A 21,087-nucleotide genomic window follows, 5' to 3' on the forward strand; every position below is an offset into this window, starting at 1 on the left:
ATCGACAGTGGCAGCGACACGATGGCAACCGGCAGGCCGGCAATGGCATCGGCTTTCAGGTCCGCGAGGCCGTAGCGCTCGCGGAGAACCGTGACAAGCTTGGGGGTGAACAGCTCAAAAAAGCCGGGCTCAGCAGTTCGGGCGACCATGACCATCCTTTCGCGTGCCACAACGGAGGCGGATCGTCGGCCGGTCAGCCGGTCGGCGCCGCGTTCGCGGAATTCCTGAGAGTTAGCCCGTATTCACGGGGTGTCTGAGACGAACACCGCGCCCGCCGCCGCCGCTGACGGCGTGCTCGCCAATCAGCTCGATGCCAGCACGGTCGAGCGCCTCGACAACCTTGACCAAGGAATCGATCACCCCGCGCACATTCCCGGTGCTTGCCTCCATGCGCTGGATGGTCGGCACCGAGACACCAGCCATCGCTGCCATGGTTTTCTGGTCGATATCGAGGAGAGCACGGGCGGCACGAAGCTGGGCGGCGGTGATCATCTGAGATTCATGTTTATGTATGAGAAATCACATTAACAACATTATCACTGATGTAAAAAACATCAACATGCAACGAACAGGTCTCGGTTGGCGTGCAGGCAGGCATGGAATTCGCCAACGCTTTCCATGTCAAGCGACCGGAGCCAAAAACATGATCGTGAAAGACAGCAACGGAACGCCGCTCCAAGACGGGGACTCCGTCACGCTCATAAAGGATCTGAAGGTGAAGGACACCTCTGTGACGCTGGAACGTGGCACCCTGATCAAGAACATTCGGCAACGGATGAAATCGAATGCCTACGATGCGCGACACGAAAAAACTGAGCGAAGAGGAATTCAGGGCATACATGTATTTGGAACGCGCGTTCAGATGTGGCATCGCTATCGTGATTTCCCACAGAAGGTAGTTACGGCGCACTAAGTCGATGGTGACTTGAATCGATTTTTCGCCACGCAGGTCCGCATGTCCTGACGCCGAAACCAAATCGCGCGGCCACATCTCAACGGGGCGTTGCCAGCCGTGAAGACGATCTGCTCGTCGGCTCGCATTCGTAGTACCTCATGCGGCTGGATCAGCGGTCGGGCTGCAAGCTGCTTCGAGCGCGTGCGAGACGATCCTTTCGCCTGGAAACTGCGGCTGACCTGATCGATTTCGACCGTGGTCATCCCGCATCGTCTTGAGATGTAATCGGCCGTTTCCGGATCATTGATGGCGGCGAACGAGATCCAACTCGCGCTCTCGAACCACTTGCTCGATGCATCCCGGCCGCCATAGGTTTCCCGTAACTGACCGATCGACTGATAGATCATCGTCAGCGTGATGCCGTATTTGCGGCCGGCGTCTCTCGCAGTTTCTAGAATGCGCATATGGCCTAGACGCGCCACCTCATCGAGAAGGAAGAGAGCGCGACCGTTCATCACGCCGTCGCGATTGTAGATCGCGTTCACCAACGAGCAGATAATGACGCGCGCAAGGCCGGCATGGGTCTCCAGTGTCTTGAGGTCGATGTTGATGAACACGTCGGTCTTGCCGGACGCAATGTCTTCGGTCAAGAAGGACGAACCGGAGACCAGAGCGGCATAGTTCGGATAGGACAGGCAGTGCGTTTCCTTGATCGCGTTTGCATAAACACCGGAGAAGGTCTCCGGCGTCATGTTGACGAACGCCGCTACGTTTTCCCTCACAAAGTCCGATTCCGAATTGTCGTAGATCTCCTGCAGGCGCTGGCGAAGTTTCGGCTCCGGTTCCGACAGATTCGCGCGCACTTGGCGAAGCGTCTGTCGCTCTTTTTCCGTGTGTCCGGACAGGCAAACATCGGCGATGATCGCGGTCAGCAACTGCAAACCAGAAGCTCGGAAGAAATCGTCGCGTACTCCGCTCGTGCGGCCACTGTCGCTCATGATCCAGGACGCGACCGCGGCGATATCCTCTTCCTTCGTTCCGCCAAATTGCCCGATCCAGTCGAGCGCGTTGAAGCCGGTCTGCGGATTCCTGGGATCGAGAATCCTGATCCGTCGCCCAGCATCTTCACGGCGTTTGCAAACCATCGGCGCCACCTCGTTCGACGGATCCAGCACGATGAGCGTTCCACCCCATTTGAGCGCTGTCGGGATCGTCACCGAGGTCGTCTTGAAGCCGCCCGAACCGGCAAAGACGATCCCGTGCGAGGAGCCGAACGAGCCGTCGAAACAAAGCAGCGGCGACTTGCCGCCGGCGCCCCATGTTTCCGGGCTATCGGCGCGGAACGAAAGTGCTGCGGTGCTGTCCTTGTCGACGCGATAACGTTCGCCGATGACGATGCCGCCCGCATCGGGCAACAGCTTCTCCGCTTCGTTCAGTTTCATCCAGTCGGCCTCTCCGTGAAGGGCGCGTTTTCCGCGAATGCGCGTCGGCTCAGACCGAGCGAAGCCCGCGTTGCCCAGGAGCGCAACCCGCAGGGCGAAACATCCAGCCATCAATGCGGCGGCCGCGCCGATCATCGTAGGGGGATCGAGATAGGCGAAGATGGATCTCCCCGCCGGTAGCTGTCCGGAGAATGCGGCAAGTCGCGTTGCTTCACGCAACGCCGCGATCGAGATTGCAGAGGCACTCCCCGCGACAACGCCCCAGCCGGCGAAATGGATGCGAATTGCGCCGACGGCAGCGAACAGAAAGACGACACCGATCGCGGCAGCCAGGACATAGGGGAGCGCAATGCCTGCCCGGCCGAGCATGAGCTTGGCGGCCTCGGTCTTGCCAAACCCCGCCAGGGACGGAGCCATACCACTTGCGAGGATCGCCACGCCGACCATGAGCATGACGGGGGTGATGGCGAGAAGGACCCTATTCACGGCTCTTGCCGAAGGCCTCCGCACCGATGGCCGTCAATCTTGCCCGCTCGCCAGGTTCTTCCTTGAGACGGCGGTCTAGCTCGATCAGCGCCCCGAGCAGCAACGCCCGCTTCTCGTAACGGAGGCCCGCCTTCACGATCAGGCCTCCGAGTTCGATCTTGTCGCGTGTGTCTTTCTTCCGCGCCTCCGAGGCCGTGTTGCGTTGCATCCTCTCAAGCCTCGCTGCCGCTGCCTTGAGCCGCGCCACGCGTGACCGCCGCGGTTTCCGCAGGATTGCCGCTACCTGCCCCTCCCCTTTCCTTTCCGTTCGATCCGGCCTTGCCTCCGCGAAACCGTTTCGCCACGTCCTCGAAGGCTGCCTGCAACTCCGCCTCATCGATCTCGATTTCGCCTAGTCCAGCCTTGAGCGCGATCCGGCCGATCCGCTCGGCTTCTCGGGTCTCGGCAGTCCTGAGCTGTTCCTGGAGCTTGGCGATTTCGTCGCGGATTTTCGAGGATGGCTTCTTCATGTCCGATCGTCTCCTTGGATGAGAAAGCTTGTCTTTCGACCCAGTTTTCCGGATGCCTGTGCGGAACGCACTGCTGTTAATTCTACAATCGCCAATGGCGATGCTTTCGCGGATGATCCCGGCCGTTCCGAAGGAGCGGCATCCAAGGGCGCAATTATACGTCGCTGATGCGACGCCCTTGCTTGAGGCCCGGTCCGGCCTTCCGCTCCCGACGAACCCATTGATTTCGTTCGCAACCGGGAAAGAACTCCACCGTGGCCGTCCCTCACTTCTCCGTCAGTATCGTCGCCCGCGGCTCCGGCCGCAGCGCCGTCCTGTCGGCGGCTTATCGCCACTGCGCCAAGATGGACTACGAGCGGGAAGCTCGGACGATCGACTACACGCGCAAGCAGGGCCTGGCTCATGAGGAGTTCGTCATCCCGGCCGACGCTCCCGATTGGCTGCGAACGATTATCGCTGACCGGTCGGTCTCCGGCGCGTCCGAAGCCTTCTGGAACAAGGTCGAGGCCTTCGAGAAGCGGTCGGATGCGCAGCTTGCTAAGGACGTGACGATCGCCTTGCCCGTCGAGCTGACCTACGAGCAGAACATCGCTCTCGTTCGCGAATTCGTTGAGAGGCACATCATCGCGACGGGCATGGTGGCCGATTGGGTCTACCACGACGCACCTGGTAACCCTCATGTGCATCTGATGACCACGCTCCGGCCGCTGACCGATGACGGGTTCGGGGGCAAGAAGGTCGCCGTGCTCGGACCGGACGGCAATCCGATGCGCAATGAGTCCGGCAAGATCGTCTACGAGCTTTGGGCCGGGAGCACAGACGACTTCAATGCGCTCCGCGATGGCTGGTTCGCGTGCCAGAACCGGCATCTGGCGCTTGCGGGTCTCGACATCTGCATCGATGGCCGGTCCTTTGATAAGCAGGGAATTGAGCTGACGCCGACGATTCATCTCGGCGTGGGAACGAAGGCAATCGAACGCAAGTCCGAGGCGGCGACGAAGCCGCTCACGCTCGAACGCATCGAGCTCCAAGAGGACCGTCGCGCCGAGAACGCTCGCCGGGTCCAGCGCCGTCCTGAGATCGTCCTTGATCTGATCACGCGGGAGAAGAGCGTCTTCGATGAGCGCGATGTGGCGAAAGTCCTTCATCGCTATATCGATGATGCCGATCTGTTTCAAAGCCTTCTGGTGAGGACACTGCAAAGTCCGGAAACGCTTCAGCTCGAGCGCGAGCGGATCGAGTTCGCCACCGGTGTTCGGGTATCTGCCAAGTACACCACGCGGGAGGTGATCCAACTCGAAGCCGAGATGGCCAACCGTGCGATCTGGCTATCTCACCGTTCGTCGCATGGTGTTCGAGAAGCGGTGCTGGAGGCGACTTTCTCACGCCATTCCCGCCTGTCGGAGGAGCAGAAGATCGCGATCGCGCACGTCGCTGGCGGAGAACGGATCGCCGCCGTGATCGGCCGCGCCGGCGCCGGCAAGACCACGATGATGAAGGCAGCGCGCGAGGCCTGGCAAGCGGCCGGCTATCGCGTCGTTGGTGCCGCGCTCGCCGGTAAAGCCGCCGAGGGCCTGCAAAAAGAAGCCGGCATTCGGTCTCGCACGCTGTCGTCCTGGGTGCTTCGCTGGAACGCGGGCCGTAACCAGCTCGACGATAAGACCGTCTTCGTTCTGGATGAGGCCGGGATGGTGTCGTCACGACAGATGGCGCTCTTCGTCGAAGCAGCGACGAAGGCCGGCGCCAAACTGGTTCTGGTCGGCGATCCGGAACAGCTCCAGCCGATCGAGGCGGGTGCAGCGTTCCGGGCGATTGCCGATCGCATCGGCTATGCCGAGCTCGAAACCATCTACCGCCAGCGCAAGCAGTGGATGCGCGATGCCTCGCTCGATCTTGCACGCGGCAAAGTCGGCAAGGCGGTCGATGCCTACCGTGCCTATGGGCACTTCAAAGGGTCGGAGCTGAAGGCCCAAGCAGTCGAAAATCTGATCGCCGACTGGAACGGCGACTACGATCCGGTAAAGACCACTCTGATCCTCGCACACCTTCGACGTGACGTCCGGATGCTCAACGAGATGGCTCGTGCCAAACTCGTTGAACGCGGGATCCTCGCCGAAGGTTTTGTGTTCAAGACCGAGGATGGCAACCGCAAGTTTGCTGCCGGCGACCATATCGTGTTCCTGAAGAACGAGGGTTCGCTCAGCGTCAAGAACGGTATGCTGGCAAAGGTCGTGGAAGCGCTACCTGGCCGCATCGTGGCCGAGATCGGCGAGGGGGAACATCGTCGCCAGGTCACGGTCGAGCAGCGCTTCTACAACCATGTTGACCACGGTTATGCCACGACGATCCACAAATCCCAGGGCGCGACCATCGACCGGGTGTATATTCTGGCGTCATTGTCGCTCGATCGCCACCTGACCTACGTCGCCATGACCCGTCATCGTGAGGATCTGGCCGTCTACTACGGCCGACGCTCGTTCGCAAAATCTGGTGGGCTGATCCCGATTCTCTCACGCAGGAACGCGCAGGAAACGACGCTCGCTTACGAGAAGGGCGCTTTTTACAAGCAGGCGCTTCGCTTTGCCGAAGCCCGCGGCCTGCATCTCGTCAACGTTGCCCGCACACTCGTCCGTGATCGGCTCGAATGGACGGTCCGGCAGAAACAAAAGCTCGCGGACTTGGCCGCACGTCTTGCCGCCATCGGCGGCCAGTTCGGACTTTCCACCGGCGCAAAGAAATCTCCCATCCAGAACATTATCAAGGAGGCAAAGCCCATGGTATCCGGCATCGCGACCTTCGCGAAATCGCTCGAGCAGGCTGTCGAGGACAAGGTTGCCGCCGACCCCGGCCTGAAGAAGCAATGGGAGGAGGTCTCGACCCGCTTCCACCTCGTCTACGCCCAGCCGGAAACCGCATTCAAGGCCGTTAATGTCGATGCGATCCTGAAGGACGAAGCCGCCGCGAAGTCCACCATCGCTAGGATCGGCACGCAACCGGATAGCTTCGGTGCGCTGAAAGGCAAGACAGGAATACTCGCAAGCCGCGCCGACAAGCAGGGTCGCGAAAGGGCACTCAACAATGCGCCGGCGCTTGCCCGCAACCTTGAACGCTATCTGCGCCAGCGGGCGGATGCTGAACGCAAGCATGAGATCGAAGAGCGGGCCGTCCGTCTGAAGGTGTCCGTGGATATTCCGGCACTCTCACCGGCCGCGAAACGGACGCTTGAACGTGTCCGTGACGCCATCGACCGGAACGATCTTCCGGCCGGATTGGAATATGCCCTTGCCGATAAAATGGTGAAGGCGGAACTCGAAGGATTTGCGAGAGCCGTTTCGGAGCGTTTTGGCGAACGGACCTTCCTTCCGCTCGCCGCCAAAGACACGAGCGGCCAGGCGTTTCAGACAGTGACGACTGGCATGTCCGCAGGGCAGAAGGCGGAGGTCCAATCCGCCTGGAACTCGATGCGAACGGTCCAGCAATTTGCAGCGCATGAGCGCACGACGGAGGCGCTGAAGCAGGTGGAGACCCTGCGTCAGACGAAAGCCCAAGGGCTCTCGTTGAAATGACGGCAGGGGCTGGAATACGTCCGGCGATAATCGCGCAACAGAAACGAACGGCTACCATGCTATCCGTCGTGGCCGGGATTACCGTCCTGCTCGCGATGGCCGCCTTCTTGGGCGGCTACCGTATCAATCTGACACCGAGCGAGCCGCTCGGTCTCTGGCGCATTGTTCCACTTGATCGTCCGGCAGCTGTCGATGACCTGGTGTTCATCTGCCCGCCGGAAACGGCCGGAATGCGGGAGGCGCTATCGCGCGGCTATCTGCGCTCCGGTCTTTGCCGGAGCGGCGTTGCGCCGCTCATCAAGACGATCATCGCCGTCGCGGGACAGCATGTCGAAATCGGCGCTGGCGTAAACGTAGACGGGCAGGTGGTTCCTGCTTCGGGCCTCGCGCTTCGAGACGGAAAGGGTCGGCCGCTGTCGCCATTTCCGAGTGGCGTCGTGCCACGGGGGCAAGTCTTCCTGCATTCCCCGTTCGCCGGCTCCTACGACTCCCGCTACTTTGGCCCAATGCCCGCTTCCGGCATCTGCGGTCTGGCGCAGGAGGTGCTCACCTATGCGCCGTGACCGCCTTCAGCCGACGCTGCTGATCTTCGCCTCGATTACAGTGGGCGCGGTGGGGTGGAGCGGCCATGTACTGCTCCTGCCTGTCGCGCTGGGGTTTCCGATCATCTGGTCGATCGCGCGATCGAGACTGGTAGCGGCGCTTGTCTCCGCCGGATATTTTTTGGCGGCGTCGCGTGGTTTGCCGCAAGGCGTCGCGGCATTCTTTTCGTCGGATCTCCGGCCGGGCGTACTGCTCTGGCTGTGTGCCTCTCCCTTCTTTTTCCCGGTCCTTGTGTTTCTTTTGACGAGGTCCGACGGCGTGCGTTCTTTTCTCTCTCGCCTGGCGGCCATCCTTATGGCCATTCCACCATTCGGTATCACGGGCTGGGCGCATCCTGTCACCGCCGCCGGCGTCCTGTTTCCGCAATGGGGATGGTGGGGACTTGCGGCCATGACAGCCGGCCTTGCGAGCCTCGTAACCCGCATATGGCCAGCTGTCGCAATCGCCTTAGGAGGCTTTTGGGTGTGGTCCGCCGCAGTCTGGACCGAGCCGAAACTACCCGAAGGTTGGCAGGGCGTCGATTTGGAATTGGCAGCTTCGCTGGGGCGTGACGCCAGTATGCAGCGCCACCGTGATCTGATTGCAACGGTGAAGGACCAGGCATCTCGCGGCATTCGCTCCGTTGTTCTGCCCGAAAGCGCCTTGGGCTTTTGGACGCCGACCGTCGAACGGCTCTGGACAAGGGCTCTCCAGGGAACCAGCATCTCTGTTGTCGCTGGCGCCGCAATCGTCGATGCGGGCGGATACGACAATGTGCTCCTCGCCCTCTCTGCCGAGGGAGGCCGGCTCCTCTATCGTGAGCGGATGCCGGTCCCAGTCTCGATGTGGCAGCCATGGCGGTTGCTGATCGGTAAGAGCGGCGGTGCGCGGGCACATTTCTTTGCCAACCCGGTCGTAGCAATTGGCGCCAATCGGGCCGCACCATTGATCTGCTACGAGCAACTGATCGTTTGGCCCGCCCTGCAATCCATGTTTCAGGATCCGGATTTTATCGTCGCTGTGGGAAACGGATGGTGGACCAAAGGGACATCTATAGTCGCCATCCAGCGCGCCAGTACCACGGCATGGGCAAAACTATTCGCAAAACCGCTTGTTCTTTCCTTCAACACCTGAAGCCCGAGGAGACCGTATGCTCGACGCCGCCCTGATCAAAGAATGCTCCGACCCTTCTCTCAAGCCCGCTATCGTCGAGCAATTCGTGGCCGCCGCAGGCTCCGCCGATCCCCTCGCCGTCACCGTCAAAATGAGCGGCCGGTTGATCCTCGTTCCGAAGGCCATATCAGCCGACGAGGCGATGGCGATCGTGCGCCAATATGCCGGGAGGGCTGTCGTCCGCGTCGGCCTGACGCAGTATCCAGCTGGCGTTGGAGTCAAGGAACCGGCTGACTTGAAGCCGGTCCTCGTCGATGCTTGCGAGAATCTTCGGAGCGGCACGGCGATGTTCGCCAAGGTCCTGAGGATCGTCACCAAGTGGTACGGCAACCCTGCGAACGACGATGTCTTCCCTCAGATATTCGAGGATGCCGTCTATGCCTGGAAGACCGGCGAATTCGAGGGCGCGAGCGTGTTTCAAGCTCCTGATCCGGGAGGAAGCGTGACGCCCTATAGGGCGTCGCCCTCAGACGAGGACGAAGCCAAAAGCGACAGCCATGTTGACCATGCGAACACTGAAAGCCCCGAGAAAAGCCACGGCGTTGGATCCGCAGAAATGCGGATCGACCTATCGAGGATCGGAGGAAAATGACCCCTTTTCCCGCAAAAGCGGCTAAGCTTCCGGAAGCGAATACCGCGCAAGAACCGCCCCCTCATCTCCGTCGATGGTCACCTCGATGACCTCGTTGACCAATTGCGCCTCTACCAGTTCCTGAAGAATGAGATCAAACAGCTCCCGTTGCAGCGAAGGCAGGACTTGCGGGACGATGATCACAAGGCCCGCGTGCAATTCTTCCTTCGCATAGAGTTTTCGAAAGTCGCGGGCGTCTTTCGTGACGAAGGTGAAATCTCCCTCGATTATTCGAGGTATGAGATCCCAATCGGCTTCGCCGCTCAGTCCGAGCCAATTGACGCGGAAACAATCGTGGCCGTGACCTTGGGCCACGGCCACGAGAGACGAATGAAGGCATTCATCGATGAGAAACTTCACGAGGTGGCGCCCGACGGTTTTCGGGCGCCTTCATTTGAAAGTTTCAAACGCTTTACCGACTTCACTTTCAGTCCTTGATCGGAAAGCTTTCGCGGCCGCCCCCGGGCGGGATGTGCCGCTGTCCAGATTTCCGCGAGCTCCACCATTCGCTCGGTCAGCGATGGATAGCCCTCGACAATTTCCTCGGTGCTCGCGCCCTGGATTTTCATCGCGGCAATCATCCGTACTGGAACACGCGTCCCTTTGAAGACTGGTTCGCCGCCAACGACGCCTTTCACGCTGTGAATGATTTTCTCAGCTTCCCCAAGTGCTTCGGCGCGTGCGGCCAACTGCTCTCTTGCCCGAGCGACATCGACGATCAAATAGTCGTCTGCCCTTATCGTATTGGCGTCGGGGTTCTGGTCGATGGTATCGAATAGACGTTTGCGACGCTCAGCAGACAAGATCGATCCGACGCCATACCAGAGCTTCAAGCGAAGTAGATCCTCATCGGTGAGTGCTCGGCGCTCACTGCTGAACGGATGAGTCGCGATGATCCGCTTGTCAATCGCATTGTGTACCGATTTTACAGCGATCTCACTGACAGCTGCAGCCTCGGCAGGCGTGTAGGCGCGTGATGTCGTAGCCATAATCATTCTCCTTGCGAAGAATATATAACGCAACTGACGCCTGGCGTAAAGATTGACCACTCGGCCTTGGCTGGTGGTCGCTCTCACTGGAACATTTTTCGCTGATGAAGAGATTTAAAAAATTCGCGCTTGGACCGAGGAGAGCGTTTGTTAGAAGGCACTAATCGCGCCTTGACTTAACCAATTCCTCATGGCTGACACCAAGCGCCTGCGCAAGCTCATAGAGCGTGATAATCGTCGGGTTACGCCGTCCGCGCTCCAAGCCGCTAATATATTGTTGGCTAAACCCGGAGCGAGCTTGAACGTCCTCCTGAGTCAGGCCCTGCTCCCGACGCAGAAGGGCGAAATTTCTCCCCACGAGTTTGCGCATATCCATGACGCGGAAAATCGCGGTTTACATACTTTAAGTTTATCAACTAAAGTGTGTAAACGCGCTCGAACACCTGTCCGTCCAGAGCGGTGGCTTAAATGTCGAGGTTAAATCAGCGGCCTTGTCCTAACCCTAGAAAAATTGGATGTAGCGGCTTAACGGATATAATGCGGACGAGGCTTTGGTTCCGATCGGTGAGAGAATGAAGTTTGAGGAGAAACGGATGAACGATGTGGGCTCATCCGAGGCGAATGACCAACGGAAGGCAACAGGATCTCGCTACAGGTCGATGCACAAGTCAGAATTGGAGGCGCTGGCGGTTTCCGCGATCAGCGAACACCGCAGCCTTCTCGCCGCCGACGAAGCTGTCTATGAGGAGTGGACTCGCGCGAGCGCCGACCCGTCCGTCTCCAGCGCCGTACTCAAGAACCTGCAAGACGAGTATATCGCGCGTCAGAAGAAATCCGAAGCCCAGCAGGAGGAACTTTCGGACATCATCGACGCGCTTGGCTATGTCCCTGATGTTCCCTCGGATGGCGATGAATGACGTTCAAACGAGACCGTGATCTTTAGCGATCGCTACGAGTTGCGCAACGGTTGCTGCTTCAAGCTTTCGGCGCGCACTGTCGAGGTAGTGCTGCACTGTTCTCGGATTGATTCCCGTCAGCATCGCGGTTTCCGGGGCACTCTTGCCCTTTGCCGCCCACATGACGCACATCGCTTCTCTTGGTGAAAGGAGCCCTTTCGGGGCGACGATTGTCGCCGCAGCTATGATTTTCAGGCGGTAGTGAATCGCGATGACCGCCTGTATCGCTTTTTGCCCGTCCTGCAATATTGAACGGTCGGCCTTCTTCTCCGAGGAGGCAAACGTCAGCATCATCGTGGAGCCAAAACTTCCTTCGACAGGAATCGTCACCCCACTACGAATGCCGTGTTCGATGGCTTGGTCCCGAAAGCGCCTGAGTTCGGACGCTCCACGAGCCGGCCAGTCATCGGCCGTCCAGGAAAACATCTCCATGCGACGCTTGGCTTCCGTGACGACTGGATCGATGAGGAAATATCGGCTGCCGAGATAAATATCCTGCCATTCCTCGGGATAGGAATTGAACGTACGGATTTCAGCGCCTTCGGTTTGCAGATAGGCGAAACGCTCAAAGCCACAAGAATTCGCGAATCTATTCAGAGCGCTTTTGATCATACGTTCATCGCGCGCGGCTTCTGCCATGTCGATGAGGGAGCGAAGGTCTCCGTCCACTGACTTTTCTCCTATGTTCTTGCCCAGCTGCGCGCCTTCCATCCGTCGCGCCTTTCACGCGGCGTTGGTTAGACGGTGCAACGTTCGCCGACCGGAGCCACTTGGGACATCGGACGATGACTGCGAACTGTCCGCCCGCTTCTTTTCCAATGAAAACATGAGGTGCCCTGCTACGCGAAGCATATCCACGATCGATGCACGATAGGTCTACTTCCCGTTTTCCGGGCATTCAAGTGCCGTTAGTCTATAACATATCAAAAGAATCAGAGATTCTGCTGATACCTGATTGCGGCGGTGTGGAAGGGTTCGACCAGCCTCACCTGATTATCGGCAAACCGGGATTTCTGATCCCCGACTGGTGGTCGCCATAGGCTGAGGGAAAAACAATATCCTGATCTACCAGGACATTGAACTCGTAGCCAGGACGGATGCGGATCGTCGGCTGTACGTTGAGGTTCTTCGAGATCGATTGTTCCGCGACGCGACCGAAGCTTTCCGCAAAATTCCGTCGTGCTGCGTCCGACGCCGTATCTTGCGTCGCAAGAGTCGAACTTTCAGGCAACGACATGTCGATCCCGGTTCCGATGATCGCGACCAGCGCGGCCGACCCGAAGGTCCGCCAAAGATGGCGATCCACCTTGTCCTTGAGCCCGCCGTAGCCTTCCGCGTCCGTGCCGGCCATGCCGCCAATCTGCAGGGTCGACCCGTTCGGGAAAATGAGGTCGGTCCAGACGACGAGAACACGTTCCTGACCAAAGAACACCTTGGAATCGTAACGGCCGAACAGCTTTGCGCCCTGCGGGATGAGCAGGCGATACCCGGTCGCGCTGTCGTAGACATTCTGGCTGATCTGAGCGGTCATGCGCCCTGGCAAGTCGGAATTTAGGCCGGTGATCAAGGTCGCCGGAATGATCGAGCCGCGCTTCAATTCGTAGGGTGACATCTGTGGCACGACCTGGTCAGGCAGGTAACCAAGATCCTTGATATTCTGATTGAAGAAATCCTCCTTCGATGTCTGGCCGTTCTGATCGAAGTTCTGGCCCATCAGACCAGATTTCATCGCGGCGGCATAGAGGTCTGAGGCACTGTTTACCGCGGCATTTGTCGTCTGTCGGCCCGTGTTCGTGAGGTCTGAAGCCTTGTCGACATTGGATGTGTCTACCTTCAGCGGCGAATCGAGCGCCGTAGCGCGCGCCTGGAGGCGAGCCATCCGCTGACGCTGGGCCTCGCGCATATACTGTTCATCCTGTTCTCGCTTCAGGCGAGCCTTCCACTCCTCTTCGGATTCGAGCCTGGGCCGCCGCTCTTCCCGTTCTGCGGGCTGGCGTTCACCAACCGGTTCCTCTTTGTCGACCTTGTGCTCAATGACAGGGGTCGGCTGGAACGCCTCGCGCTCAGCCGGTTCGCCGATAATTCCATCCGATATACCCCGTTTTAGTTGGTCACCGAAACTTGTCGCGGGGGTATTGGAGGCGTTTTCGATGTCGCTGCCACGGTTGAAGGAGAGACCGCGCCATGACAGGCCAATCACGACCACGCCGATGAACAGCGCGATGATCATGATGGCGACGATGATCGGCAGGCGATTGAGGCGGCGCATGCCCTGCTGATCGTCGGCTTGGTTGGGGGCACCAAGCTGGAGCGACTGGACCATATTCTCCTCCGTCAGTTGCGCTGCATGATCGAAATTGGACTTGCCGGCGTGGCGCCGGCCGTAGTCGGCGTATAAGCACGGCCAAGGGCAATGGAAGGCGTCGAAAGCCGCGCCAGAACCTGTCCGTCGAAGCCATCGATCGCATAGGCAAGCTCGACCGGTTTGGCGTCCTTGGCGACTTTGCCATCCCCAACCACCGAGTAGCCCCGTCCTTTCAGGGCCGCCTCGAGCGCGATGGCGAATTCCGATGTGCCCTTGTCCATCTTGATGGTGGTCGTTCCGGCCGGGCCGATCTGTTCAGCGAGGCGATTTGCCATGTCGCCGGCGATGGCGGTTGCGGTTGGTCCGGTGACGGCTACCGGGGTTGAACTGGTGGTCAGAGCGTCGTCAGTCGTTTGGCAACCCGAAAGCAGAGCAGCGGCGGCGATAAGCATGAGAAGCGTCCGCATCGTTCACCCTCCCCGTCGGATGGTGATTTTCTGTTGCCGCCAACCGACCCCGGAAACGAGGATCGCCTTGTCCACCGCATAGTCGACGATCATCATGTCGTTTTTCATCCGATAGTTGACGATGCGGTTCTGGCCACCTGACACGACGAAAAGAACCGGCGCATCCCGGCCGGAGGTCGACTTCGGGAACTGGATGTAGGTTTTCACCCCGTCCGAATAGACCCGTTTCGGCTTCCACGAGGCGCTTCCGCTGACTGAATAGGAGAAGTTGAGCTTGTCCGGCGCCGTGCCGGGAATGCCGCCGGTTTCGAGCCGGGCATTGATGTCGGCGAGCTTGGTCGTCACGTCTTCCGGATACTCGAAACCGACGCGCGCCATATACTGGCTGGGGTGGGACTTGAGCTGGATATGGTAGGTTCGCCGGGAGGTCGTGACGATCATCGAGGTGAGAAGGCCTGGCTCCGACGGTTTGACGATAAGATGGATTGCCTGCCCACCGGCAGCACCAGAGGTCGCAGGTTCTACCTTCCAGCGCACAGTGTCGCCGACGAGGACATCGCGAACGATCTCGCCGCCCTGCAATTCGATATCGCAGACCTGCAGAGGTGAGCAGACGACAGACGGCTGCGTTTCGCCAAACAGGAAGATCACCTTCCCGTCCGGTCCTTTCGTGACGAGGCCCGGTGTGCCGCGCCATTTCCCCGAAATATTCGTGCCCCTCACCTCATTCGTTGTCATGCTCTGCGCTTGAGCGCCCATCGCGAGCAAGAGTCCGGCCATGCAGCTGGCGGCTGCGATCAATCCTGTTCTGTGCATTGAGAAATCCCCTGCCCTTAAAGCTGTGCCGTCCAGTCGAAGTCCCGGACATAGAGACCGATCGGATTGAGTCGGATGGTCGCCTCGTCCTGTGGCGTGGTCAGCGCCACCGTTGCGATCCCCCGGAAACGGCGCGTTCCGGTTTCCTTGCCGTTCCGGTCACGCTCATATTCCGTCCAGTCGATCTGGTAGGTTTGGTTCGAGAGCGCCACAATGTTGTTGACCTCGATGGCGACCGTCGATGTCTTCGCCTTCTCGAACGGCGAATTGCCGCGGAACCAGGCGTTGATCTTCTGGGTCGACGGATCGGAGGTGCAAGAAGCGCGTAGGTCCGATCGATATATTGCTTCTGCACCACCGCATCAGGCGTAATGGAGCGGAAGCTGGTGACGAAATTGCCGAGCGTCGCGCGCACGACACGTGCATCGGCATATTCTATCTGCTCGGCAAACCCGGCTGTGATCGACGTTCCGAGCTTGTCGACCTCAACGATATAGGGCACCAGCTTGACCTGGGTACTGAGATACATCGCGTAGCTGAAGCCGATGACGGCCATGGCGAGGCCAAGAATGCAGACGATGCGCCATGCGGCAGCAGCCTGCACATGGGAGCCATAGCTTTCGGTCCATTCCTGGCGGGCGGCAAGGTACGGATTTTCTGGGGCGCGGTTTGCGGCCATCTAACCCTCGCTTTCTGATTACGGTTTGTCGTTGCGTTCGGGAGGGGTCTTGGGTCCGCTGTGACCGCTGCGCTGTTCATCGAGCTTGGCGTTGGCCAAACCGAGAATGGACCCGGCATAAGCGCCTGGAGAGCCGATCGCCTTTTCCTTCGCGGCCGATCCCGCAGCCTGTGCGCCGGAGCTGAAGCTCGCGCCCATGCCGCGAAGAGCGGCCCCTGCGACAGACGACCCTGCAGCGCGGGCCGCTTGAGCCGCCGCAAAGCCCGCGCCGGCCGCGCCTGCGGCGAGGAAGCCCGTACCTGCGGCGAACGAGGCGGCTTGTCCGCCATGGCGGATCGCTTCCATTCCTGCGGAAACTGATGCGCCCTGCACAACGCCCTGAATAATGTTCGGGACATACATGGCGATGATGAAGACCACGACGGAAATACCGGCGATGGCCAAGGTCGTAACGAACTGATCGGACGAGGCGGTGGGCGCCTGGGCAAGACCCAGCAAGACGTTCGACCCGATCTTGGCGATCATCACCAAGGCCATGAGCTTCAAGCCGACGCCGAAGGCGTAGACGAGGTAGCGAATAGCAAAATCTTTCGTGAAGGATGAGCCGCCGAGTCCGAGCATAATCATGCCGGCGAGCAGGCCGACGTACATCTCGACCATGACCGACACGAAAATCGCTGCGACAAGCGAAAAGCAGATGACGACAATGCCCATTGCCAACACCGCCGCGATCGCAAGTGCATTGTCCTCGAACACACCGAACTTTGCTTGTTCCGACATTTGCGAGGCGACCCGGATGCCAGCGTCAAACACTTCAGCGGGCGAAGCCGAACCGCCGCCGGCGCCAATTTGGAAAAGGCTGTCGACCACGGCTCGCGCAAACGTCGGACCTTGCTCGAGAACAAATGCGAAGAAGCCGACGAACATGATCCGACGAACCAGTTCGGCGAACCAGCTGTCCAGCGACGCGGCTTGGATCGCGAGCCAGACGGCGGCAATGCCAATCTCGATTGCCGCGAGGATCCAGAAAAGGGATTTCGCCGCATCCATGATGGTGGTCTCCCACCCCTTCGCAGCGGACGAGACCTGGTTTTCCAATTCCGTGAGGACCTGTCCCTCCTGCGCGAAAGCCGGTACGGCATAGGCGATGAAAAGAAGCCCTGCGATCAGCAATGGACGTGCAACGTTTACCTTCACCATCTCGGCCGCATCTCCTGACCATTCTTGATCGGCGGCAGCTGCTTCTCAGATCCGAAGAAATTCTCCCGGGCAGCGCGCTGTTCCTCGGGGAGCGCGGGTTTGCCGCTGTCTCTGGAGTTGACGATCAGCACGGCCGCAGCAGCCGATACAGCGGCAACAGCCGACAGCCGGGCAATCAGGAGGACGCGGCTCACCAGCGAGGCTCCATTTTCTGACCCTCTGGAATGCTTTTTGCCCCGGCGTTAAAGAACTTTTCCCGCCGCGCCTGCGCCAAGTCCTTGTCGGTCTGTTCGGTCTGGAGCCATGTCCCCATCATCGTCATCTGTTGCGAGACGAGACCGCGAAGTTTCTGCATCTGCGCGACTTGTTGAGCGGCGATTTGGTGCCCGACCTGCAGGGCCTTCATCTGTCCGTCAGCCGTCTCGGACATCGAGCGCAATGAGGACATCGTGTCTTCCTCACTATCGAACTGGTCGGAGGTGAGGCTCGCCGCCTTCAGCGTACCGGCGATCGTGTCGCGGTTGGTGTCCGACCATGACTGGTAGGTGGACGAGAATGTCGCATTACTCGGCAAGTTGGTCTTGATGTCAGCGTAGCTCTTGAAGCGCTGCTGCAACACATCGTCCGAATTCCCCATCGAAAACGAAATGCTCTGTCCCTGCTCGACAATATTTCGGAGTTGATTGAGGTCGCTCTCCACCTGTCCCCAAATATGGTTTGGAAGCTGGGCGGTGTTCTGCAGCATGTTCTCGTAGATCTTCAGCTGGTTCTGGATCTGCTCGGCGAGCTGGCTGATCTGCGTGATCTGGTTCTGGATCTGCTCACCCGACTTCCCGACTAAGGAGATGAGTTCGCCGTTGTTGAGAACCTGCGTCCATTCGGTTGCAGCACCCGTGGCCGTGCCGGCATGTGCCGGCGTCACGGCCATGATCGTCAACGCAGCGGCCACCAGGCCGGCGAGCCATTTATTCGAAATTGAGCAGCGATACGGCATCACGGACTCCTCTCGTCTGTAGCCAGTGGATCGGCCAGTCGTGACCATGTTCGGATTTCAGCGCCCGGATGCGCTTCAGGTCTTCCTTGCCGGACGCCCCGACAAAGCTGAGGGCAACGGGTCCAAGCGACATGTCGAAAAGCCGCCGCCCCTCGGGGGTGGCGACGTAGTATTCTCGCTTGGGGATCGAGCCGGAAACGATCTCGATCTGGCGTTCGTTGAAGCCAATCCGCTCGTAGAATTCCCGCGTGCCGGGTTGGCGAGCGGCGCCATTCGGAAGGCATATCTTCGTCGGGCAAGATTCCTTCAGCACGTCGATGATGCCGGACCGTTCGGCATCCGAGATCGACTGGGTCGCGAGAACGACAGCGCAGTTCGCCTTACGCAGCACCTTCAGCCATTCGCGGATCTTGCTGCGGAATACCGGATGGCCGAGCATCAGCCAGGCCTCGTCGAGCACGATCAGGCTCGGGAACCCATCCAGGCGCTTCTCGATCCGGCGGAATAGGTAGGTCAGGACCGGCACGAGATTGCGCTCACCCATGTTCATGAGCTGCTCGATCTCGAAGGTCTGGAAGGCGCCAAGCGATAGACCGTCCTCTTCCGCATCGAGGAGCTGACCCATCGGCCCGTCGACGGTATAGTGATGAAGCGCATCCTTGATCTCGCGCATCTGCACGCCGCTGACGAAATCCGAGAGCGAGCGGCCGGCCGCGCTGGTCATCAGGCCGACCTGGCGGGAGATGGCGTTGCGATGATCGGGGGTGATGGAGACGCCCTGCAGGCCGACCAGCATCTCGATCCAATCCGTCGCCCAGGCCCGATCGGCGTCGGTTCCGAGGCCGGAAAGCGGGCAGAACGCCAGAGCCCTCCCCTCTTCCGCGTTGTCGCCGCCGATCTCATAGTGATCGCCACCCGCGGCGAGCGTCAGGGGCAGAAGCGAGCTTCCCTTGTCAAACGCGAAGATCTGCGCATTTTGGTAGCGACGAAACTGTGCAGCGATCAGTGCCAGGAGTGTCGATTTGCCGGATCCGGTCGGACCGAAGATCAGCGTGTGGCCGACATCATCCACATGCAGGTTGAGCCGGAACGGCGTGGAGCCGCTTGCGACCTGCATCAGCGGCGGCGAGTTCGGGGGGTAGAACGGGCACGGAGCAACCGGGTTTCCCGACCAGACCGCGTTGAGGGGGATCAGGTCGGCGAGATTGCTGGTGTTGATCAGCGGCTCGCGGATGTTGCTATACCAATTCCCCGGAAGACTTCCGAGGAAGGCGTCGGTGGCGTTGAGCGTTTCGATCCGCGCGCCGAAACCTTCGGCCTGGATCAGCCGCCGGATGGCTTCAGCCTTCTCCTGCAGCGCCTCGCGGTCTGAATCAAAGAGGATGACAACAGGTGTGTAGTAGCCATAGGCAACCAGTTGCGACGAGGCTTGCGCGATCGCATCCTCGGTCTCAGCCACCATGGTCATCGCGTCCTGATCGACGGAACGCGATTGCGTCTGAAAGAGCTGGTCGAAAAACGGCCGTACCTTCTGTTGCCACTTCTTTCGCGTGCGTTCGAGCTTCGCTCTCGCTTCCTCGGCATCGAGGAAGATGAAGCGCGACGACCACCGATAGGTGAGCGGCATCAGGTCGAGGCTGTTCAAAATGCCCGGCCAGCTCTCTGCCGGCAGGCCGTCGATAGCGACAACGCTGAGGTATCGGTTCTCAATCTTCGGCGTCAGCCCGTGCTCAAGCTCGGCCGTGGCGATCCAATCGAGATACATGGGGACATCCGGAAGCCGGATCGGATGGCTTTCCCCGGTGATGCAGAAGCGGACGAACTGAAGCAGTTCGTCATACCGGACAATCCGCTCCCCTCCCCTCTCGACCGTTTCGCGGGTTTCCATTCGCCGGATCGATAACGTGTTCGCGAAATACTGCTCGATTTCGCGGATGGCGTTCTTGAAAACGAAGAGCACCGTGTCCGCATAGGACGTCCTACGGCTCTCCCCGTCGGCATAGATGTATTTGCTGAGAGCGATCTTCTTGGACTCGAGCGGCCGGTAGGTCAGGATCAGGGCGTGCTTGCTCTCGAAATGCCCCTGCTCGCGCGCGAAATGCGCCCGGCGCTCGGCGTCAATCGCGCGCGTGACCGGGTCAGGGAAATAGCAACGGTCCTCCGATGGATAGTCGACCGTCGGAATGCGGATGGCCTCGGCTTGGATCATCCAGCCGCTTCCAAGCCGCGACAGGACCGCATTCATCTGCCTCGACACCTCATTGCGTTCGATGTCGGTCGCACTTTCGGAATCGGGGCCGGCAAAGTACCAGCCGGCCATCAGGCTTCCGTCCTTCAGCAGGAGGACGCCATTGTCGACTAGACCGGCATATGGAACGAGATCCGCAAAGGATGGGCCCGTGGCCCGGAAGCGTTTGAGACCTACCACAACCGCCCCCTCAAAACCGTCGCCACGGCGATGTGGTCGCCTTGTAATATGGCTTGTAGGAAATGTGTCGCACGTAGACCTGCCGCATGAGCGGATCGGACTTCGCCATCATCCTGAGCAGCCCGACGATCACGATCCAGACGGCGACGCCGAAGAGCGCCGAATAGACCGTGAGGACGACGAAGATCAGGATCACGGCCGCAAGACCCGTGATCAATACTAGCTCCCGGTCCGCGCCCATCAGCAGGTTCGGGCGGGACAGAGCGCGGTGGATACGATTGCGCTGCAGGCCGGACAGCGACTCAGCCATGAGCCCCCTCCCCTTCTCCGGTCGAACCAGTCGACGTGATCTGCGCGTCCGTCAGCCCGATCGAGGCGCCCGTCGCACCGAACAAGCCCACGATGGTGGTGGCGCCGAGCAGGATGCCGGCGACGAGTACGACGTACACAAGCCGCCGCGCGAAATCGTTCAGCTCCCCGCCAAAGATCAACATGCCGCCTGCGATTGCGACGGCCGCAAGCGCGATATAGCCGGCAACTGGGCCAGTGATGGATTCCTGAATTTGCTCGAGCGGTCCCTCCCAAGGAAGGCTGCCGCCGGAACTGGCCAGTGCCGGCGCGACCGATGCGAAAAGACTGGACGCTGCAATGAGCGCGACGGCGATGAGTGCATGCTTATGCGACATGGCGCGCCTCCTGTTCTTCGGTGAGCTGATCGGATTCGATCTCGTATTGACCGCCCGCAAACCGCTCGACGTGGATGACGTCGCGAACGCGCCGCCCGCGCGGCGTCCGCTCGATCGAAATGATGAGATCGACAGCCTCGCCGATCACCTCGTGCATCGGCTGCTGGCTTGCCTCGGCTGTCAGCTGCTCAAGGCGACGCAGCGCCGACATGGCGGTGTTAGAGTGAATTGTCGCCACACCTCCCGGATGGCCGGTGTTCCAGGCCTTGAGTAGTGTAAGGGC

Annotated in this window: 24 protein-coding genes and 1 pseudogene; 6 read left to right on the forward strand and 19 right to left on the reverse strand. The window is 59.9% G+C overall.

Features of this window, described 5'->3' with window-relative positions:
• Positions 1-231 precede the first annotated feature (231 nt).
• Positions 232-492 (reverse strand): helix-turn-helix transcriptional regulator, encoded by a 261-nt coding sequence (locus tag C9413_RS09315; protein ID WP_040114398.1) that lies wholly within the window; start codon positions 490-492, stop codon positions 232-234.
• Between the two features lie 151 nt (positions 493-643).
• On the opposite strand from C9413_RS09315, the gene C9413_RS34175 reads away from it, so the two are divergent.
• Positions 644-913 carry a PhnA domain-containing protein gene (locus C9413_RS34175; RefSeq protein ID WP_223844053.1) on the forward strand — a complete coding sequence of 90 codons (270 nt, stop codon included), beginning with the start codon at positions 644-646 and terminating at the stop codon, positions 911-913.
• Here C9413_RS34175 and traG read toward each other — a convergent pair.
• Genes traG through traC form a run of 3 tightly spaced genes read right to left on the reverse strand, consistent with a single transcriptional unit; the run spans position 910 to position 3,332 of the window.
• Positions 910-2,823, reverse strand: coding sequence for a Ti-type conjugative transfer system protein TraG (traG, locus tag C9413_RS09325; protein WP_170250391.1), 1,914 nt, complete (start codon positions 2,821-2,823; stop codon positions 910-912). The two genes, C9413_RS34175 and traG, sit on opposite strands and share 4 nt — an antisense overlap.
• The gene (locus tag C9413_RS09330) at positions 2,816-3,031 is read right to left on the reverse strand and encodes a type IV conjugative transfer system coupling protein TraD (RefSeq protein WP_040114400.1); all 216 of its coding nucleotides are present in this window, start codon (positions 3,029-3,031) and stop codon (positions 2,816-2,818) included. Before C9413_RS09330 ends, traG begins: the two co-directional genes overlap by 8 nt.
• 4 nt (positions 3,032-3,035) lie before the next feature.
• On the reverse strand, positions 3,036-3,332 hold the full coding sequence (gene traC, locus C9413_RS09335; protein ID WP_040114401.1) for a conjugal transfer protein TraC: 297 nt from the start codon (positions 3,330-3,332) through the stop codon (positions 3,036-3,038).
• A gap of 254 nt (positions 3,333-3,586) precedes the next feature.
• Here traC and traA point away from each other — a divergent pair, with 254 nt between their 5' ends.
• Genes traA through C9413_RS09355 form a run of 4 tightly spaced genes read left to right on the forward strand, consistent with a single transcriptional unit; the run spans position 3,587 to position 9,245 of the window.
• A complete protein-coding gene (traA, locus tag C9413_RS09340) occupies positions 3,587-6,898 on the forward strand; it encodes a Ti-type conjugative transfer relaxase TraA (protein WP_170250392.1) in 3,312 nt (1,103 codons plus the stop codon).
• A gap of 56 nt (positions 6,899-6,954) precedes the next feature.
• The gene (gene traF / locus C9413_RS09345; protein WP_052451721.1) at positions 6,955-7,461 is read left to right on the forward strand and encodes a conjugative transfer signal peptidase TraF; all 507 of its coding nucleotides are present in this window, start codon (positions 6,955-6,957) and stop codon (positions 7,459-7,461) included.
• Complete coding sequence (locus C9413_RS09350; protein WP_170250393.1) at positions 7,451-8,614, forward strand: conjugal transfer protein TraB; 1,164 nt, start codon at positions 7,451-7,453, stop codon at positions 8,612-8,614. The genes traF and C9413_RS09350 overlap by 11 nt, the downstream gene beginning before the upstream one ends.
• Positions 8,615-8,630: 16 nt before the next feature.
• Complete coding sequence (locus C9413_RS09355; RefSeq protein ID WP_040114405.1) at positions 8,631-9,245, forward strand: TraH family protein; 615 nt, start codon at positions 8,631-8,633, stop codon at positions 9,243-9,245.
• Positions 9,246-9,266: 21 nt separating this feature from the next.
• Here C9413_RS09355 and C9413_RS09360 read toward each other — a convergent pair whose 3' ends face one another.
• The 3 genes from C9413_RS09360 to C9413_RS09370 form a co-directional block, all read right to left on the reverse strand.
• A complete protein-coding gene (locus C9413_RS09360) occupies positions 9,267-9,644 on the reverse strand; it encodes a DUF5615 family PIN-like protein (RefSeq protein ID WP_040114406.1) in 378 nt (125 codons plus the stop codon).
• Positions 9,641-10,273, reverse strand: coding sequence for a DUF433 domain-containing protein (locus tag C9413_RS09365; RefSeq protein WP_040114407.1), 633 nt, complete (start codon positions 10,271-10,273; stop codon positions 9,641-9,643). The genes C9413_RS09360 and C9413_RS09365 overlap by 4 nt, the downstream gene beginning before the upstream one ends.
• Positions 10,274-10,433: 160 nt before the next feature.
• Positions 10,434-10,649 (reverse strand): helix-turn-helix transcriptional regulator, encoded by a 216-nt coding sequence (locus C9413_RS09370; protein ID WP_040114408.1) that lies wholly within the window; start codon positions 10,647-10,649, stop codon positions 10,434-10,436.
• Between the two features lie 217 nt (positions 10,650-10,866).
• Here C9413_RS09370 and C9413_RS09375 point away from each other — a divergent pair, with 217 nt between their 5' ends.
• Positions 10,867-11,190 carry a transcriptional repressor TraM gene (locus C9413_RS09375; protein WP_040114409.1) on the forward strand — a complete coding sequence of 108 codons (324 nt, stop codon included), beginning with the start codon at positions 10,867-10,869 and terminating at the stop codon, positions 11,188-11,190.
• Between the two features lie 3 nt (positions 11,191-11,193).
• Here C9413_RS09375 and C9413_RS09380 read toward each other — a convergent pair whose 3' ends face one another.
• From C9413_RS09380 to C9413_RS09435, 12 genes and pseudogenes are all read right to left on the reverse strand, one after another.
• Positions 11,194-11,898, reverse strand: coding sequence for an autoinducer binding domain-containing protein (locus C9413_RS09380; protein ID WP_040114495.1), 705 nt, complete (start codon positions 11,896-11,898; stop codon positions 11,194-11,196).
• 316 nt (positions 11,899-12,214) lie between these two features.
• Positions 12,215-13,552 (reverse strand): IncP-type conjugal transfer protein TrbI, encoded by a 1,338-nt coding sequence (gene trbI / locus C9413_RS09385; RefSeq protein WP_052451722.1) that lies wholly within the window; start codon positions 13,550-13,552, stop codon positions 12,215-12,217.
• Positions 13,553-13,563: 11 nt separating this feature from the next.
• Complete coding sequence (gene trbH, locus C9413_RS09390; protein ID WP_040114410.1) at positions 13,564-14,001, reverse strand: conjugal transfer protein TrbH; 438 nt, start codon at positions 13,999-14,001, stop codon at positions 13,564-13,566.
• Positions 14,002-14,004: 3 nt separating this feature from the next.
• Positions 14,005-14,817 (reverse strand): P-type conjugative transfer protein TrbG, encoded by an 813-nt coding sequence (gene trbG, locus C9413_RS09395; RefSeq protein ID WP_040114411.1) that lies wholly within the window; start codon positions 14,815-14,817, stop codon positions 14,005-14,007.
• A gap of 17 nt (positions 14,818-14,834) precedes the next feature.
• Positions 14,835-15,496, reverse strand: a pseudogene (locus C9413_RS09400) (conjugal transfer protein TrbF).
• A gap of 18 nt (positions 15,497-15,514) precedes the next feature.
• Positions 15,515-16,696, reverse strand: a complete 1,182-nt coding sequence (trbL, locus tag C9413_RS09405) for a P-type conjugative transfer protein TrbL (protein WP_040114413.1) — start codon at positions 16,694-16,696, stop codon at positions 15,515-15,517.
• Positions 16,690-16,890: an entry exclusion protein TrbK gene (trbK, locus tag C9413_RS09410; RefSeq protein WP_040114414.1), complete on the reverse strand. Its 201-nt coding sequence runs from the start codon at positions 16,888-16,890 to the stop codon at positions 16,690-16,692. The genes trbL and trbK overlap by 7 nt, the downstream gene beginning before the upstream one ends.
• On the reverse strand, positions 16,887-17,690 hold the full coding sequence (gene trbJ / locus C9413_RS09415; RefSeq protein ID WP_040114415.1) for a P-type conjugative transfer protein TrbJ: 804 nt from the start codon (positions 17,688-17,690) through the stop codon (positions 16,887-16,889). Before trbJ ends, trbK begins: the two co-directional genes overlap by 4 nt.
• Complete coding sequence (locus C9413_RS09420) at positions 17,662-20,118, reverse strand: conjugal transfer protein TrbE (RefSeq protein ID WP_040114416.1); 2,457 nt, start codon at positions 20,116-20,118, stop codon at positions 17,662-17,664. Before C9413_RS09420 ends, trbJ begins: the two co-directional genes overlap by 29 nt.
• Positions 20,119-20,128: 10 nt before the next feature.
• The gene (locus tag C9413_RS09425) at positions 20,129-20,428 is read right to left on the reverse strand and encodes a conjugal transfer protein TrbD (RefSeq protein WP_040114417.1); all 300 of its coding nucleotides are present in this window, start codon (positions 20,426-20,428) and stop codon (positions 20,129-20,131) included.
• Positions 20,421-20,804 carry a TrbC/VirB2 family protein gene (locus tag C9413_RS09430; RefSeq protein WP_040114418.1) on the reverse strand — a complete coding sequence of 128 codons (384 nt, stop codon included), beginning with the start codon at positions 20,802-20,804 and terminating at the stop codon, positions 20,421-20,423. The genes C9413_RS09425 and C9413_RS09430 overlap by 8 nt, the downstream gene beginning before the upstream one ends.
• Positions 20,794-21,087 (reverse strand): ATPase, T2SS/T4P/T4SS family (locus tag C9413_RS09435; protein ID WP_170250394.1); only part of this gene is annotated, 294 nt, incomplete at its 5' end. The genes C9413_RS09435 and C9413_RS09430, both read right to left, overlap by 11 nt.

Origin of the sequence: Rhizobium sp. SEMIA 4085 (assembly GCF_013004495.1) — a bacterium.
GTDB classification, from domain to species: Bacteria; Pseudomonadota; Alphaproteobacteria; order Rhizobiales; family Rhizobiaceae; genus Rhizobium; species Rhizobium gallicum.